The 15,877-nt window shown below is 70.3% G+C and carries 14 protein-coding genes; 2 read left to right on the forward strand and 12 right to left on the reverse strand.

Annotation, left to right across the window (positions count from 1 at the left end; all coding sequences use genetic code 11):
- Positions 1-88 precede the first annotated feature (88 nt).
- The 3 genes from EDF40_RS13090 to rplS form a co-directional block, all read right to left on the reverse strand.
- On the reverse strand, positions 89-787 hold the full coding sequence (locus EDF40_RS13090) for a ribonuclease HII (RefSeq protein ID WP_123339831.1): 699 nt from the start codon (positions 785-787) through the stop codon (positions 89-91).
- Positions 784-1,527: a signal peptidase I gene (lepB, locus tag EDF40_RS13095; protein WP_111086070.1), complete on the reverse strand. Its 744-nt coding sequence runs from the start codon at positions 1,525-1,527 to the stop codon at positions 784-786. The genes EDF40_RS13090 and lepB overlap by 4 nt, the downstream gene beginning before the upstream one ends.
- Positions 1,528-1,660: 133 nt before the next feature.
- A complete protein-coding gene (gene rplS / locus EDF40_RS13100) occupies positions 1,661-2,017 on the reverse strand; it encodes a 50S ribosomal protein L19 (RefSeq protein ID WP_123339832.1) in 357 nt (118 codons plus the stop codon).
- A gap of 167 nt (positions 2,018-2,184) precedes the next feature.
- Between rplS and map the strand changes: the two genes are divergently transcribed.
- The gene (map, locus tag EDF40_RS13105; RefSeq protein ID WP_123339833.1) at positions 2,185-2,976 is read left to right on the forward strand and encodes a type I methionyl aminopeptidase; all 792 of its coding nucleotides are present in this window, start codon (positions 2,185-2,187) and stop codon (positions 2,974-2,976) included.
- A gap of 209 nt (positions 2,977-3,185) precedes the next feature.
- Here the strand turns inward: map and trmD are convergent, their stop codons facing one another.
- The 8 genes from trmD to aroA form a co-directional block, all read right to left on the reverse strand.
- Positions 3,186-3,878, reverse strand: a complete 693-nt coding sequence (gene trmD, locus EDF40_RS13110; RefSeq protein ID WP_123294798.1) for a tRNA (guanosine(37)-N1)-methyltransferase TrmD — start codon at positions 3,876-3,878, stop codon at positions 3,186-3,188.
- A 5-nt stretch (positions 3,879-3,883) separates the two neighbouring features.
- On the reverse strand, positions 3,884-4,429 hold the full coding sequence (gene rimM, locus EDF40_RS13115) for a ribosome maturation factor RimM (RefSeq protein WP_123339834.1): 546 nt from the start codon (positions 4,427-4,429) through the stop codon (positions 3,884-3,886).
- A 19-nt stretch (positions 4,430-4,448) separates the two neighbouring features.
- Positions 4,449-4,685, reverse strand: a complete 237-nt coding sequence (locus EDF40_RS13120; RefSeq protein ID WP_111086067.1) for an RNA-binding protein — start codon at positions 4,683-4,685, stop codon at positions 4,449-4,451.
- A 3-nt stretch (positions 4,686-4,688) separates the two neighbouring features.
- The gene (rpsP, locus tag EDF40_RS13125) at positions 4,689-5,102 is read right to left on the reverse strand and encodes a 30S ribosomal protein S16 (protein ID WP_111086066.1); all 414 of its coding nucleotides are present in this window, start codon (positions 5,100-5,102) and stop codon (positions 4,689-4,691) included.
- 164 nt (positions 5,103-5,266) lie between these two features.
- Entirely contained in the window at positions 5,267-7,387 is a 2,121-nt protein-coding gene (locus EDF40_RS13130; RefSeq protein WP_123339835.1) for an FAD-dependent oxidoreductase, read from the reverse strand.
- 4 nt (positions 7,388-7,391) lie between these two features.
- The gene (locus tag EDF40_RS13135) at positions 7,392-8,216 is read right to left on the reverse strand and encodes an SDR family oxidoreductase (protein ID WP_123339836.1); all 825 of its coding nucleotides are present in this window, start codon (positions 8,214-8,216) and stop codon (positions 7,392-7,394) included.
- Positions 8,217-8,300: 84 nt separating this feature from the next.
- Complete coding sequence (locus EDF40_RS13140) at positions 8,301-9,470, reverse strand: acyl-CoA dehydrogenase family protein (RefSeq protein ID WP_123339837.1); 1,170 nt, start codon at positions 9,468-9,470, stop codon at positions 8,301-8,303.
- Complete coding sequence (gene aroA / locus EDF40_RS13145; RefSeq protein ID WP_123339838.1) at positions 9,467-12,727, reverse strand: 3-phosphoshikimate 1-carboxyvinyltransferase; 3,261 nt, start codon at positions 12,725-12,727, stop codon at positions 9,467-9,469. Before aroA ends, EDF40_RS13140 begins: the two co-directional genes overlap by 4 nt.
- A gap of 119 nt (positions 12,728-12,846) precedes the next feature.
- On the opposite strand from aroA, the gene EDF40_RS13150 reads away from it, so the two are divergent.
- Positions 12,847-13,986: a glutamate--cysteine ligase gene (locus tag EDF40_RS13150; RefSeq protein ID WP_185003039.1), complete on the forward strand. Its 1,140-nt coding sequence runs from the start codon at positions 12,847-12,849 to the stop codon at positions 13,984-13,986.
- A 308-nt stretch (positions 13,987-14,294) separates the two neighbouring features.
- On the opposite strand, the gene ffh is transcribed toward EDF40_RS13150, so the two are convergent.
- Positions 14,295-15,848, reverse strand: a complete 1,554-nt coding sequence (gene ffh, locus EDF40_RS13155) for a signal recognition particle protein (protein ID WP_123339840.1) — start codon at positions 15,846-15,848, stop codon at positions 14,295-14,297.
- Between the last annotated feature and the right edge of the window lie 29 nt (positions 15,849-15,877).

Genomic DNA, 15,877 nt, shown 5'->3' on the forward strand with positions numbered 1-15,877 from the left:
AGATGCCGAGATTTCGGAACCTCACCAGCCGGCGCCGGGGCAGGGCGCGAGGGCCACAGGCACGGCAGCCCGGGGCGACGGCGCCGGGTCAGCTGACGAGCGCGTCGAAGCCCTCGAGTGACACGCTCGACGCCTGGTGCAACCACGACTTGCGGTGCAGCGCGTGCGCCCCGACCGCGCGGATGGCGTCGTAGTGTGCGGTCGAGCCGTAGCCCTTGTTCGACGCCCAGGCGTAGTGCGGTGCCTCATCGTGGGCAGCGATCATCAGGGCGTCCCGCGCGACCTTCGCCACGATCGACGCCGCGGCGACCGAGGCGCAGTCCCGGTCGGCCTTGACCTGCACGACGACCTCGAGCGGGTCCGTCGTCGGACGGAGCGAAACGGGGACGGCACGGGTCAGCCAGTCGAAGGACCCGTCCAGCACGACGACGGCGCCGTCGAGCGACAGGCCACCGGCGACCAGCGACTCGAGCGCCTGCGCCCCTGCGGCTCCGAGCGCCGGGACGATCCCCTGCCGGTCGACGTACTCGGCGGACGCCATGCCGACGGCGGTGCGCGCCCAGCGGGTGACGACGGGGACCAGGTCCGTGCGGCGGGTGGCGGACAGCAGCTTCGAGTCGGCCAGACCCTGCGGGACCCGCCCGACGTCGGTCGTCACGGCCGCGACGCCGACGCCGACGGGACCGGCGATCGCACCGCGTCCGACCTCGTCCATCCCGATGACCGTGACACGGCCTTCGGCCAGCAGTCGCTTCTCGACGCGGAGGGACGGGCGGACGGGGGTCACTGGTCGCGCTCCTCCACCCCGGCGAACACCTCGGGGTGGTCGTCGAGCCACGTCCAGCGGCTCGTCGGCCAGGAGATCACGAAGGCGCGGCCGGTCACGTCGGACAACGGCACGAACCCCTTCGACGGTGTGTCCCCGTTGTAGCGGGAGTCCTTGGAGTCGTTCCGGTTGTCGCCCATCACCCAGATGGTGCCCTTCGGCACGGTGACGGAGAAGTCGGTCGCCGACGCGGGAGCGCCGGCCGGCAGCTTGAGGTAAGGCTCCTTGATCGGGACGCCGTTCACGGACATCTGCCCGAGGTCGTTGCAGCAGGAGACCTTGTCGCCCGGCAGACCGATCACGCGCTTGATGAGGTGGTCGTCGCTGTCGCCCGTCCCGAGGCCGATCTGCGTCAGGACCCAGTCGATCGCCTTGGCGGGCTGGGTGTCCGGCGTGACGCTCGGCACCTCGGACCCGGCGAGCCATCCACCCGGGTCCTTGAACACCACGACGTCGCCGCGTTTCAGTGCCACGACACCCGGGACGAGTTCGTTGACGATCACGCGGTCGTTGATCTGCAGCGTGTTCTCCATCGACGCCGACGGGATGTAGAACGAGCGGATCAGGAACGTCTTGACCAAGAACGACACGAGCAGCGCCGCGATGAAGATGATGACGAGGTCGCGGAGGAATGTGAGGATCCCGTTGCGCTGCTTCTCGGGCCGGGGCCTGCGCCCGGATTCCTCAGTCGTGTCCGTCATTTCCGCTCTCGTTCACACCGTGCCCGCCCGGGTTCAGCGGGCGCAAAGGGAAAGCCCCCCGTCGATGCACAACCGTACATCGGCGAGGGGCCAGCAGCGGCGTCCGGCTCGCGGGCGCTCACTGTGAAGGCGATCAGGCGTCGCGCTTCTCCTTGATCTTGCGGCGGGCCGCCTTGCCGCGCAGTTCGCGCAGGTAGTAGAGCTTCGCGCGACGAACGTCACCCTTGGTGACGATCTCGATGTGGTCGATGATCGGCGAGTGCACCGGGAACCAGCGCTCGACACCGACCTGGAAGCTCACCTTGCGGACCTTGAAGGTCTCGCCGATGCCGTGGCCCTGGCGGCCGATGACGACACCCTGGAAGACCTGGATACGCGAGCGCGTGCCTTCGACGATGTTCACGTGCACCTTGATGGTGTCACCGGCGCGGAAGTCCGGGACGTCGGTCCGCAGCGATGCTGCGTCGACGTTGTCGAGGAGCTGGCTCATGGCTGTTCTACTCTCTGCGGACGCACACGGGTCGCCGCGGATCGATGTCTGATGAAGTGGTGGTGCGTGCCCGGTGTCGGCGACTCCCCCGTGGCAGAGTCCAGCCAGGGCACAGCGATCAATACTGCCACACAGAACGCCGGGGGCAAAACAGCGAGGATGGACCCATGATCGAACTGCGCACCCCCACGGAACTCGACGGACTGCGCGTCGCCGGTCGGTTCGTGGCCGACGTCCTCGACGAACTGCTCGCCACGGTCGACGTCGGCGTGAACCTGCTCGAGCTCGACCGCGTCGCCGCGCGGATGATCGCCGACCGGGGCGCCGAGAGCTGCTACGTCGACTACCACCCCTCGTTCGGCAAGTCGCCGTTCGGCAAGAACCTGTGCACCTCGGTGAACGACGCGGCGCTGCACGGTCTGCCGTTCGACCACGTGCTGCAGGACGGCGACCTCGTCAGCCTCGACTTCGCCGCGAGCGTCGACGGCTGGGTGGCAGACTCCGCCGTGTCGGTGCAGGTCGGGACGCCCCGCGACGAGGACCAGACGCTCATCTCGACCGTCGAGCGCGCCCTGGCCGCTGGCATCGCGCAGGCTGCGCCCGGCAACAAGCTCGGCGACGTGTCGCACGCGATCGGACACGTGGCGAAGGAGGCGGGCTACGGCGTCAACCTGCAGTTCGGCGGGCACGGCGTCGGTCACACGATGCACGGCGACCCGCACGTGCCGAACGACGGGCGACCCGGTCGCGGTCTGAAGCTCCGGCCGGGCCTGGTGGTCGCGATCGAGCCGTGGCTCATGCAGGGCACCGACGAGCTGTACCAGGACGATGACGGCTGGACGCTCCGGAGCGTCGACGGCTCACGTGCTGCGCACGTCGAGCACACGGTGGCGGTCACCGAGGCCGGACCCGAGGTCCTGACCCTGCGTCGCGCCCAGCGCGCCGACCCGACCAGCTGACGGACGGGAGGCGCGGTGCGGTCCCGCCCCGCGCCTCCCGTCCGTCACGGGTCGCGACCAGTGCCCCAAAGCGACAGAACTCGGCTGTGGCCGCCGTCATGTGCGCGACAGCGACAGTTGGCCGCGGATGTTCCGCGGCAGACTGTCGCTTTCGCGAAGGCGAAAGCGACAACCGGCAACCGGGCAACCGGCAGCCGGACACGCGCCCGTCAGGCAGGCGGCAGCAGGTCCGGCCGGACGCGCCGCGTCCGCTCCACCTGCTGCTCGTGCCGCCACGCAGCGACCTTGCCGTGGTGACCGCTGAGCAGCACCTCGGGCACGGCGTGGTCGCGCCACACAGCGGGCTTCGTGTACGAGGGGTACTCGAGCAGGCCGTCCTCGTGGGACTCCTCGACCAGCGACTCGGGGTTGCCGACGACACCGGGGACGAGTCGCCCGACGGCCTCGATCATGGCCATCGCCGCGACCTCGCCGCCGTTGAGCACGTAGTCGCCGAGCGAGAGTTCGACCACCGAGCAGCGTGATGCCGCCCACTCGAAGACGCGGGCGTCGATGCCCTCGTACCGCCCGCAGGCGAACACGAGGTGGTCGGAGGTCGACGCGAGCGAGCGCGCGATGGACTGCTTGAACGGCGTGCCGGCGGGCGTCGGGACCACGAGGGTCGACGAGCCGTCCGGCCGCAGCAGGGCGTCCAGCGCCTGCGCCCACGGTTCGGGCTTCATCACCATGCCGGCGCCACCGCCGTACGGGGTGTCGTCGACGGTGCGGTGCCGGTCGGTCGTCCAGGAGCGCAGATCGTGCACGTGCAGGTCGAGCAGCCCACCGGAGCGGGCCTTGCCGAGCAGGGACACGTCCAGCACGGAGAAGAACTCCGGGAAGATCGTGACGATGTCGATCCGCACGGCAGCTAGCCCGTGACCGTCTCGGGCCGGGAGGTGTCCTCGGGGTCTTCGAACAGGCCCTGCGGCGGCGTGACCGTGACGGTGCCGGAAGCGATGTCGACCGCGGGCACGATCGCCGCGACGAACGGCACGAGGACCTCGCCGCGCGACGGGGTGTCGATCGCGAGCAGGTCCTGCGCCGGCATGTGGTCGACCCGGGCGACGGTGCCGACCTCGACGCCGTCGCGCAGCACCTTCAGCCCGACCAGCTGGTGGTCGTACCACGCGTCGTCCTCGCCGGTCTCGGCGTCGGCGTCCTGCTCGACCCAGAGGATGATCCGGGCGAGCGACTCGGCGCCGGTGCGGTCGTCGATCCCGGCGAAGAACGCGACGGGGTGACCGTTGTACCAGCGGAGCTCGTCCAGCTCGAGGGTCTTGCCCGACCACGGTGAATCGTCGGGGACCTGGAGCGTGAACGTGGCACCGGGGGTGAACCGACGATCCGGGTCGTCGGTGTAGAGCTCGAGCTTGATGCCGCCCTTGAGCCCGTGTGCCTTCGTGATTCGACCCACCCGGAGCTGGGTCGTCTCCCTAGGAATCGGTGTCGACCACGTCGACCCGCACACGCTTGCCGTCGGCCAGGGCCGAGACGAGGGTGCGGAGTGCCTTGGCGGTCCGCCCGGCACGACCGATCACGCGGCCGAGGTCCTCGGGGTGCACGCGCACCTCGAGGACCTCGCCCCGCGGGGAGGTGGAGCTGGCGACGCGCACGTCGTCAGGGTGATCGACGATCCCCTTGACGAGGTGCGTCAGCGCGGATTCGAGCAAGGACTACGCCTCGGTCGTCTCGTCGGCGGTCTCGGCGTCGTCGGTCTTGGCGGCGGGAGCCGTCTTCTCCGACTTCGGCTTGAGGACGGCCTTCTTCGAGGAGTCGACCTGGAAGGCCTGCTTCGGCTCGGCGACCTTGACCTTGGACGCGGTGTCCTTCTCGCCCTTGAACTTGGCCCAGTCGCCGGTCAGCTTGAGGAGGGCCGCGACCTGCTCGGTCGGCTGCGCGCCGACGCCGAGCCAGTAGAGCGCACGCTCGGACTCGATCTTGATGACCGAGGGCTCCTCGGTCGGGTGGTACTGACCGATCTCCTCGAGGACACGACCATCGCGCTTGGTGCGCGAGTCGGCGACGACGATGCGGTAGTAGGGCGCACGGATCTTACCGAGACGCTTCAGACGGATCTTGACAGCCACAATTGCTCCTGTTTGCTTACGTTGTGGTTGAACTGGAACCGCGGGCGTGGGGGCACACACGGTGAAAGCTCGAGAGAGATCGCTCACAGCTGGATAGAGGGTCGAGCTGCGGCGATTCGACCGTTCATTCTTACAGATTCCGGGCCGCGATGCGAGCCGACGCGCTACGGCGCGAGTCGCCGGACCGCTTCGAGGGCCTCGGACGTCGCGCGGACCGCGTCCACGCTCCGTGCGTCGCGTGCGCCGCCGACGACGGCGAACGGCACACCGGCTGCCTGGAGGCCCGTCACGAGTCCGTCACGCACGTCACCCTCGGTGTCGATCGCGCGTTCCTGCCCGGCGCAGACCACGACGTTGTCCGCCAGGATCGCACGCTCCTCGCCGTGCTCGTCGCGGATCCAGAGGGCACCGGGCTCGATGCGCAGGTACTCCTGCACGCCACCGACCATGCGCACCCCCGCGTCACGGAGGCGACCGATGGCGACCCAGCGCGAGGTGATCCCGACGCCCTGCCCGAACTTGCCCGATCGGCGGAGCACGGTGACGTCGGAGCCCGGCCGGATCGTGCGCGACGCGGCGGGCAGCCGCTGGGGGACGTCGCCGACGAGCTCCTCGGAGACGTCGAGGTCCCAGCGCGCCGCGAACTCGGTGGCGCGGACCGACTCGTCCGGCGACTCGGTCAGGAACGCTGCGGTGTCGACGCCGATGCCGCCGCCGCCGATGATCGCGACGGTGCCGGCGGGCACGCCCTCGCGCAGTGCCCGCTCGTACGACAGGACGTGCGGCAGGTGTGCACCGGGGACGTCGACGTCGCGCGGGACCACCCCGGCGGCGAGCACCACGGCGTCACTGTCGGCCAGGTCCGCAGTCGTGGCCGGGCGGCCGAGGTGCACCGTGGCCCCGCGCTCGTCGAGCTCGGCGCGGGCAGCCCGCACGGTGGCGGCGTAGTCCTCCTTGCCGGGCACGAGCGCGGCGAGGCCGAACTGGCCGCCGAGCCGGTCCGCGGCTTCCCACACGGTGACGCGGTGGCCGCGTCGGGCGGCGTCGACGGCTGCGGCGAGACCGGCCGGCCCCCCGCCGACGACGTCGACGCGCTTCGGGTCGGTGGTCGGACGTGCGGGGAACGCGACCTCGCGGGCGGCGCGCGGGTTCACCAGGCAGGACACCGGCGCACCGATGATCGAGCGGTCGAGGCACGCCTGGTTGCAGCCGATGCAGGTGTTCACCAGCGCGAACCGGCCCGCGAGCGACCGGTTCACGAGCGCAGGGTCGGCGAGGAACGGTCGGGCGAGCGCGACGGCGTCGATGATCCCGTCGGCGAGGACGGTCTCACCGTCGCGCAGGTCGGTCATCCGGTTCGACGCGATCACCCGGACGTCCGGGTACGACGAGGCGCGCACGACCCCGGCGATGCGCGCGGCGTAGGCGAGCCAGGCACCGTGCGGCACGGCGGCCTGCACGGTCGGGGTGCGGGACTCGTGCCAGCCGATCCCCACCGAGATGCCGTCGAGCCCGAGCGGCAGCAGGTCGTGCACCAGGGCGTCGACGTCGTCCTCGGTCGACGAACCGGGCATCAGGTCGGCGCCGGAGAGCCGGATCGTCACGGCCAGGTCGGGCACCGCCGCACGGACGGCCTCGACGACCGACACCGTGAAGCGTCGTCGACGCTCCGGCGAACCGCCCCACTCGTCGTCACGGAGGTTCGTCAGCGGTGACTGGAACTGGTTGATGAGGTAGCCCTCGGACGCCATGATCTCGACGCCGTCGAACCCGACGTCGCGCGCGGACCGGGCCGCGGCGGCGAAGTCCTCGATGGTGCGCTCGATCTCGGCCGGCGTCAGCTCGGTCGGCACCACGCCACGGGCGGCCGCCCAGGGCAGGGCCGACGGTGCCACCACGCGCTGGGGCTCCCCGTGCCGGTCGACCATCCCCGCGGCGAGCGCGTACCGCCCGGCGTGGAACAGCTGCGCGAGGATCGTGGAGCCCTCTTCGTGCACGGCGTCGACCGCGGCGCGGAACCGCTCGTCCGCTCCCCCGACCCCGAACACGGCGAAGTCGGGGCCACCACGGGCCTCGTCGTTCACCGCGATGCCGCCGGTGATGATGCACGCGGCACCGCCGGCAGCACGTTCGCGGTAGAACGCCGCCATGCCGGCCCCACCGTCGTCGTGCACCTCGAGTCCGGTGTGCATCGATCCCATGACCACCCGGTTGGGCAGGGTCAGGGGGCCGAGTGTCCACGGCGAGGAGACGACGGCGAGCTCGGGTAGGGCGACGGTGCTCATGCCCCTACTCTGCCGGAGGGAGCACCGCGTCGCGCAGCGGCGACGTCGTGTCCGCCCAGAACGGCGGGGCGATCACGGTCAGGCCGCCGTCGACCGACAGCACCTGCCCGGTGATGTAGCCGGCCTTGTCGGACAGCAGGAAGTCCACCGCGTCGGCCATGTCGTCGGCGGTGCCGGGGCGCTGCAGCGGGAGCTTCTCGAACACCGAGTCGATCGGCGCCTGGCCGGGGACCTTCGTGTAGAAGTACTCGAGCGAGTCGGTGTCGATCAGACCACCGTTGACCGCGTTCACCGTGATCTGGCGCGGACCGAACTCGACCGCCATGTACTTCATGTACGACTCGCTCATGGCCTTCGCGGCGCCGAGCGCGGCGTAGGTCGGGAACGCGCGCAGCGATCCGTACGAGGTCACGACGACGATGCGCCCACCGCGGTCCATCAGCTGGGCGGCACGCTGCGCCCCGAGCACGAACGAGCGGGCGTTGGTGGCGTAGCTGCGGTCCAGGTGGTGCAGCTTCAGTTCCTTGACCGGCTTGAACGCGCTGGCAGCGGCGTTCGCGACGAAGTGGTCGAGGCGACCGTAGGTGTCCCGCACCAGGTCGAACAGGGCGTCGATCGACTCCGGCTGCTCGATGTCGACCTGCGCGGTGATCCCGTCGCCGCCAGCGGCCTTGACGTCGGCCAGGGATTCCTCGGCCAGGTCGGCGTTGCCCTTGTACGTGACCACGACGGTCACGCCGCGCTGGCCGAGCTTCTGCGCGAGCAGGCGGCCGATGCCGCGCGAAGCGCCCGTGATGAGCGCGATGGGTGCGTTGGTGCTGTCGGTCACTGCGGTCCTTCAGGTGAGTGGGAGACGGACAGGAGGCGCGGGGCGGGCCCGCCACGGGCCTCCTGTCCGGTGGGTGGTTGTGGTCTAGAACCCGGCCTTGCCGGTGACGACGGCACGACCGACGACCAGCTTCTGGATCTCGTTGGTGCCCTCTTCGAAGCGCTGCGCGCGCGCGTCGCGGTAGACGCGTTCGATCGCGTTGCGCTTCCAGTAGCCCTGGCCGCCGTGCACCTGCAGGGCCTTGTCGGTGACGCGGGCGAGCATGTCGACCGCGACCATCTTCGAGGCACTGGAGAGCGTGCCGGCGTCCGGGCGGTCCTCCTCGTACGCGCGCGCGGCCTCGAGCACCAGGGCGCGGGCGGCGGCGATGTCGGCGTAGTTCTCGGCCAGGTAGAACTGGATCGCCTGGCGGCTGGAGAGCTGCTTGCCGAACGTCTCCCGCTTGTTCGCGTACTCGACGGCGAGCTCGTTCGCACGCTCGGCCAGGCCGACGGCGCTCATCGCGACGGACACGCGACTCGGCAGCAGGAAGCCGCCGAGCGCGACCTCGAGCCCCTGGCCCTCGGCGCCGAGCAGCGCACTGGCCGGCACGGGCACGTCGGTGAAGCGCAGGATCGCGTGGTCGGTGCCCCGGATGCCCATGGTGTCGGAGTCGTCGATCACCTCGGCACCCGGCAGCCCGCTGTTCGGCATGAGGAACGCGACCGTGCCGTCCTGGCCGCTGGTGCCCTCGAGGCGGGCGGCGATGAGCCAGTAGTCGGCCTTGACGCCGAACGTGATGAGGTGCTTCTCACCGTTCATGACGTAGGTGTCGCCCTCGCGGCGGACGGTGGTGCGGATGTCCGCGCCGGTGCCGGCCGTGGCCTCGGTCAGGGTGAACGCGACGAGCTTGTCGCCCGCGACGCTCGGCTTGACGACCTGCTCGATCTGCTCCGGCGTCGCGTAGGGGGCCATCGCGCGCCAGGTGCCGTTGATGACGTGCACGAGCATCCGGATCGACGCGTGCGAACGCGAGATGATCTCCATGATCTCGAGGTAGCGCGAGAACGGGATGGCCCGTCCGCCGAGCTCGGTCGGGGCGGCGAGGCTGAGCCACCCGTTGTCCTTGAGCTCCTGGAACAGCTCCGGGGCGACCCGGCCGGTGCGCTCGATCTCGTCCGCCCACTCCTCACCGCGGCCGCGGACCCACTCGGTGACCTCGGCCTTGAGCTGCTGGAAGGCGGATTCGGTGGCGGTTTCCATGACCAGCGTCATCGTGTCTCGTTCTCCTTCGTGGTGCTCGCGGCGACGAGCGCGGCTGCCTGCTCACGCAGGACGTTCTTCTGGACCTTGCCGACGGCGTTGCGCGGCAGTTCGTCGATGGACTCGAGCCGCTCTGGCCAGTAGTACTTGCTCACGCCCGCCTTGTCGAGCGCCTGCTGCATCGCCGCGAAGTCGAGCCGCTCGGCACCGGCAGCCGGCACGACGAACGCGCAGGCACGCTCACCGAGTCGGGCGTCCGGCATCGCGACGATCGCCACGTCGGTGACCAGGGGGTGCTGGTAGAGCAGGTTCTCGATCTCGACGACCGGGATCTTCTCGCCCCCGCGGTTGATGACGTCCTTGATCCGGCCGGTGATCGACAGGAAGCCGTTCGCGTCGACCTTCGCCAGGTCGCCGGTCCGGTACCAGCCGTCCTCGGTGAAGACGTCGTCGGTCAGGTCCTGGCGGTCGAGGTAGCCGTCGAACATCGTCGGCGAGTGCAGCTCGAAGTTGCCCTCGGTGTCGGCGGGGAGCTCGTGGCCCTCGTCGTCGACGATCCGGATCCGGATGCCCGGCAGCGCGCGACCGTCGTGCCCGTACGCTGCCGCCGGGTCGTCGCTCGGGCTGGACAGCGCGCCGAGGCAGGTCTCGCTCGTGCCGAACGCGCCGAGGATGGCGGTGCCGAGCACCGTCGCGGCCCGCTGGGCGAGGGCCCGGGGCACCGCGGCACCGGTCGGCACGAAGATCCGCAGCGACTCGGGCTGGGCGGCACCGGCTTCGACCAGGTCGACGAGGTCGGTCAGGAACGGGGTCGCGCACTGCACGAACGACGCCTTCGCGACGCCGAACGCCTGCTCGAGCGCGACGGTACCGTCCCACACCGGCTGGATGACCTGCGGCGCACCGAGCCGGAACGCCAGCAGCATGCCGTACAGGAAGCCGGTCTGGTGCGCGAGCGGCGACGGGACGTAGATACGGTCCGCGCTCGTCAAGCCCGACTGCGCGACGTGCATGGCCGTGGCCAGCCCGAGGGTGCGGTGCGGGTGCTGCACGCCCTTCGGCTCACCCGTCGTGCCGCTCGTGAACAGCAGCTGGCAGACGTCGTCGGGGCCCGGCGCGCGCGAGGTGATCTCGTCGACGTCCACGTGCACGGCGTCGAGGGCGTTGTCGAAGTACCGCCAGTGCCAGTCGCTCGTGGCCACCCGGTCCAGGGCGTCGGCCGGCAGCGGCGGCTGGTTCGTCGGGGCGTCGACCTGGCCGCGCGCCTCGGACCGGAGCACGATGACGTGCTCGACCGACAGCCGGCGCTGCTGGGCCTTCGCCTCGTCGATGACGTCGAGGAGCTCGAGCGCGGGCCGGCGCTTGCGGAACACGTTCGGCAGGAACACCACACGGGCGCGGGACCGGGCGAGCGTCATCGTCGTCTCGCGCGGACCGAACACCGGCATGATCGGTGTCGCGACCGCACCGATCTGGATCGCCCCGAGGGTGATGGAGACGAACTCGCGCCAGTTCGGCAGCTGCATGGCGACCGACTCGCCCGTGCGGACGCCGAGCTCGAGCAGGAGCGCGGAGACCTTGTCGGCCTCGTCCTGCAGTTCCCGCCACGTGGTGTGCACGGGTGCTGCGCCGCCGACCTCGATGACCGCGAGGCCGTCGGGATCGGTCGTCGCGAGCGTGCGGACCTTCTCGCTCAGCACGAGGGGGTCGGCGTCGACACCGGCGAGCGCGAGCGGCTCCGGGGTCGTGGGCGCGACCGGCTGCTGCTCGCCGTCGGTGCGCTCACCGTCGGCCCGCTCACCGTCGGTGCGCTCACCGTCGGCCGGCTCGCCATCGGTGCGCTCGCCGAGGTCGGTGCGCGCGTCGGTGATCGCGGCGGCCTCGGCCGCGTCGGCCCGGTCGTCGCGGGCGATCTGCGCGGCGAGGGCGTCGCCGACCTCCATGTCGAGGCCGACGGAGTTCATCGCCTCGAGGAACGTCGGGTACGAGATCCGGTAGGCCCGCGGGTAGGTCAGCCCCGAGGTGCCGCGCGCCTTCGAGGCGGCGACGGCGAGCGACATCAGGACCCGGTGGTCGTTGAACGACGACATCTGCGCGCCGTGCAGTCCCTCGGCCCCGACCCCGGTGACGCGGAGCTCGTCGGCACCCTGCTCGGCCCGGCCGCCCATGCGGTTGAGCTGCAGCATCGCCGCGACGCGGTCGGACTCCTTCAACCGGATGTGGGCGACGTTCCAGAGGCGGGTGGTGCCCTCGGCGAAGGTGGCCATGGTCGACAGGACCGGCAGCAGGTCGGGGATCGGCTGGCAGTCGATGTCGAGCGGTCGCAGCGGGGAACCGTCGTGCTCGATGCGCACGAACCCGGTCTCCTCGTCGATCCGCATCGGGACGCCCATCGCCGTCGCGAGGTCGAGGAACTCGCTCTCCGGGTGGTCGGTCTCGGCGGTGGTGAAGGCCGTCATGCCGCGCAGGAGCAGGTTCGACTCGCGGATGCCGGCCGCGGCGATGCCGAACGCGGCGGAGCCGATGTCCGGCGGGATGACGTAGTCGTGCGGGGTGGCCTGCTGGTTCGCCGGGATCCGGTACTCGAGCCAGTCGTCGGAGACCTCGACCGTCAGGCCGAACTGTCGCATCATCCGGACGGTCAGTTCGACGTAGGGCTGCTCGTTGAGCCGGTCGCCGGTGATGTGGATCCGGGTCTCCTGCTCGGCGAACGGGGCCACGAGGAGCAGGCCGGAGACCCACTGCGACAGGGTGCCGGCGATCGTGACGTCGCCGCCGCGGGGGCGCTTCGGCTGGACGGTGACGGGCGGGCAGTCGTTCGTCGCCTCGAGCTCGATGCCCATCTGGGTCAGCGAGGTGAGCAGCGCCTTGATGGGCCGGCGCTGGAAGTACTTCATGCCGACGAGCGTCATCGGCTCGTCGGCGAGCGACGCCAGCCCGGTCATGAAGTAGAGCGTGGTGCCGGAGGACCCCATGTTCAGGATGCCGTCGGCGCCACGGGACCCGTGGTCGACGACGTCGGTGGCCTCGTACCGGCCGCCCAGCCCGGTGACGTGGTACTCGTCCCCGCGACGCCGCACGTCGACGCCGAGGGCGCGGAGCGTGCCGACGGTCCACTCGACCTGGCGGGTGGCGCTGATGCCGGAGACGATGCTCGTCCCCTTCGCCAGCGATGCGAGCACCAGCGCGCGGTGCGCGTGGTACTTCGAGACCGGGACGTCGAGTTCACCGACGAGTGGTGCGGACGTGCCGCGCACGACCAACTGCATGCGTACCTCTTCCTGCTCTGTACATATCAACGGTACGCCCGGTGTGGAACTACTGTGAATCGGATCCGCACGACCAGAAGCCGCCGTCGTTGTGCGTGTCCGACAACCTTCCGGGCAGGATGTACAGCATGGACATCCGCTTCACCGAGTCCCCTCCGTCGACCATCGGCGTCGAGTGGGAGCTCCCGCTGGTCGATCTGTCGACCGGCGACCTCGCGCCCCGTGCCCCTGCCGTCATCGCGGCCGTGCACGAACGACTCGGCGATCGCGAGCGGGTGACCGAGGAACTCCTGACCAACACCGTCGAGGTCGTCTCCAGCGTGCACGCTCGGGTCGGCGACGCCACGAGCGAGCTGTCCGGCATCATCGGCGAGGTCATCGACGCCGCCGAGCCGCTCGACGCCCAGGTCATGTGCTCCGGCACGCATCCGTTCGCCGTCTGGGACCAGCAGGAGATCACCCCGGACAGCGAGCACTACACGACCCTGATCGACCGGACGCGCTGGTGGGGTCGGCAGATGCTCATCTGGGGTGTGCACGTGCACGTCGGCATCGACGACCGCGACAAGGCCTTGCCGATCCTCGGCGCGATGCTCGCGTACGTCCCGCACCTGCAGGCCTTCACCGCGTCGAGCCCCTTCTGGGCCGGCATCGACACCGGGTACGCCTCGAACCGGGCCCTCATGTTCCAGCAGCTCCCCACCGGAGGCCTGCCGCCGGCACTCGGCGCCTGGGCGAACTTCGAAGAGGTCGTGAGCGACCTCACGCACACGGGCGTCATCGACAGCGTGAAGGACCTGCGGTGGGACATCCGCCCGTCGCCGAAGTGGGGCACGCTCGAGAACCGGGTGTCCGACGGCATCTCGACCCTGCACGAGGTCGGCGCCGTCACCGCCCTGGTGCAGTGCCTGGTCACCGCGATGTCCGACCGGCTCGACGCCGGCGAGACCCTGCCGACGATGCAGCCGTGGTTCATCCGCGAGAACAAGTGGCGCGCCGCTCGCTACGGCATGGAGGCCGAGATCATCACGAACGCCGCCGGCGACGAGCGGCTCGTGACCGACGAGGTGCACGACCTGGTGCAGCGGCTCGACCCGGTGGCCGAGCGGCTCGGCTGCCAGCAGGAGTTGCACCACCTGGACACGATGATCGCGAACGGGGCGTCGTACCAGCGGCAGCTCCGGGTCGCGCAGGAGCACGGCGGTGACCTGCGCGAGGTCGTCCGCCACCTGGTCACGGAGTTCCGCGAGTCCCTGTGACCCCGGGCCGTTCCGCGTAGCTGGTCAAATCGGGCGTACCTGGTCGTTTCTTTCGACCAGGTACGCCCGATTCGGCTTTCCATCGCGCCCGTTCTGGGAAAGAACGTCGTGAGCCCGCCCCGCGCCTCCAGCCCGCGCCCACCCACCTGGTCGATCCGGGCGTACCTGGTCGTTTCTTCCGACCAGGTACGCCCGATTCAGCTTTCCATCGCGCCCGTTCTGGGAAGGAACGTCACGACGTGCGCGTCGACGGACGGGAGGCCCGTGGCGGATCCGCCACGGGCCTCCCGTCCGTCAGGGGGTCGCGACTAGCGACCCAGGAACTTCTGCAGGCTCGCGAGCTCTTCCTCGGTCGGCGCCTTGCCGCCCTTGGCGGCACCGCCGAGGCCGAGGCCGGAGCCCTTCGGCGCCTGCTGCGGAGCGGCAGCCGTACCGGCGGCGATCGCCGCACGCTTGGCCGGGTTACCGACCTTCGACTTCTTCTTGCCGCCCTGCTGCTGCTTCTTGCCGCCGTGCATGCCCGGGATCGGACCCATGCCCGGCATCTGCGGCACGCCACCACGGGCGACGGTCTTCATCATCTTCGCGGCCTGCTCGAACCGGTTCACGAGGGCGTTGACCTCGGTGACCGTGGAGCCGGCACCCCTGGCGATGCGGAGTCGGCGCGAGCCGTTGAGGAGCTTCGGGAGTTCGCGCTCCTTCGGCGTCATCGACTGGATGATCGCCTCGGTGCGCACGATCTCGCGCTCGTCGAAGTTGTCGAGTGCCTCGCGCATGCCCTTGGCACCCGGGAGCATGCCGAGCATGCCCTTGATCGAGCCGGCCTTGCGGAGCTGCTGCATCTGCTGCAGGAAGTCGTTCAGCGTGAACGAGTCAGACGCGATCTTCTCGGCGACCGCGCGGGCTTCGTCCTCGTCGAAGGCCGACTGGGCCTGCTCGATGAGCGACATGATGTCGCCGAGGTCGAGGATGCGGCTCGCCATGCGGTCCGGGTGGAACGGCTCGAAGTCGTCGAGGCCCTCGCCCGTGGAGGCGAACATGATCGGGCGGCCGGTGACACTGGCGACCGACAGGGCCGCACCACCACGGGCGTCGCCGTCGAGCTTCGACAGCACGACTCCGGTGAAGTCGACGCCTTCCTGGAACGCGCGGGCCGTGACGACGGCGTCCTGACCGATCATCGCGTCGATGACGAACAGGACCTCGTCGGGGTCGACGGCCTTGCGGATGTTCGCGGCCTGCTTCATCAGCTCGGCATCGACACCGAGACGACCGGCGGTGTCCACGATGACGGTGTCGTACTGCTGGTCGACCGCGGCCTTGATGGCGTTCTTGGCGACCTTGACCGGGTCACCGACGCCGTTGCCGGGCTCCGGCGCGAAGACGTGGACGCCGGCCTGCTCGCCGACGACCTGCAGCTGCTGCACGGCGTTCGGACGCTGGAGGTCCGCCGCGACGAGCATCGGGGTGTGGCCGTCCTTCTTGAGCCACTTGCCGAGCTTGCCGGCGAGGGTGGTCTTACCGGCACCCTGCAGACCCGCGAGCATGATGACCGTCGGCGGCTTCTTCGCGAACTCGAGGCGACGCTGCTGCCCGCCCAGGATGCCGACGAGTTCCTCGTTGACGATCTGGACGACCTGCTGCGCCGGGTTCAGCGCGCGGTTGACCTCGTCGGAGAGGGCACGCTCGCGCACGGAAGCGGTGAACGCCTTGACGACCTCGAGCGCGACGTCGGCGTCGAGGAGCGCCCGCCGGATCTCGCGGACGGTGCCGTCGACGTCGGACGGAGTCAGCCGACCCTTGCTCCGCAGATTGCGGAAGGTCTCGGTCAGCCGATCGGAGAGTGAACCGAATTGCGCCATGATCCGTCGATTCTACAAGGCTCGGAGCG

The organism is Curtobacterium sp. PhB170 (genome assembly GCF_003752345.1).
Taxonomy (GTDB): domain Bacteria; phylum Actinomycetota; class Actinomycetes; order Actinomycetales; family Microbacteriaceae; genus Curtobacterium.

Bases quoted from the DNA above. Each gene is read 5' to 3' on its own strand.
- map (WP_123339833.1), top strand. From the start codon at position 2,185: ATGATCGAACTGCGCACCCCCACGGAACTCGACGGACTGCGCGTCGCC.
- lepB (WP_111086070.1), bottom strand. From the start codon at position 1,527: ATGACGGACACGACTGAGGAATCCGGGCGCAGGCCCCGGCCCGAGAAG.
- aroA (WP_123339838.1), bottom strand. From the start codon at position 12,727: ATGCAGTTGGTCGTGCGCGGCACGTCCGCACCACTCGTCGGTGAACTC.
- rplS (WP_123339832.1), bottom strand. From the start codon at position 2,017: ATGAGCCAGCTCCTCGACAACGTCGACGCAGCATCGCTGCGGACCGAC.
- EDF40_RS13140 (WP_123339837.1), bottom strand. From the start codon at position 9,470: ATGACGCTGGTCATGGAAACCGCCACCGAATCCGCCTTCCAGCAGCTC.
- EDF40_RS13150 (WP_185003039.1), top strand. From the start codon at position 12,847: ATGTACAGCATGGACATCCGCTTCACCGAGTCCCCTCCGTCGACCATC.
- EDF40_RS13130 (WP_123339835.1), bottom strand. From the start codon at position 7,387: ATGAGCACCGTCGCCCTACCCGAGCTCGCCGTCGTCTCCTCGCCGTGG.
- ffh (WP_123339840.1), bottom strand. From the start codon at position 15,848: ATGGCGCAATTCGGTTCACTCTCCGATCGGCTGACCGAGACCTTCCGC.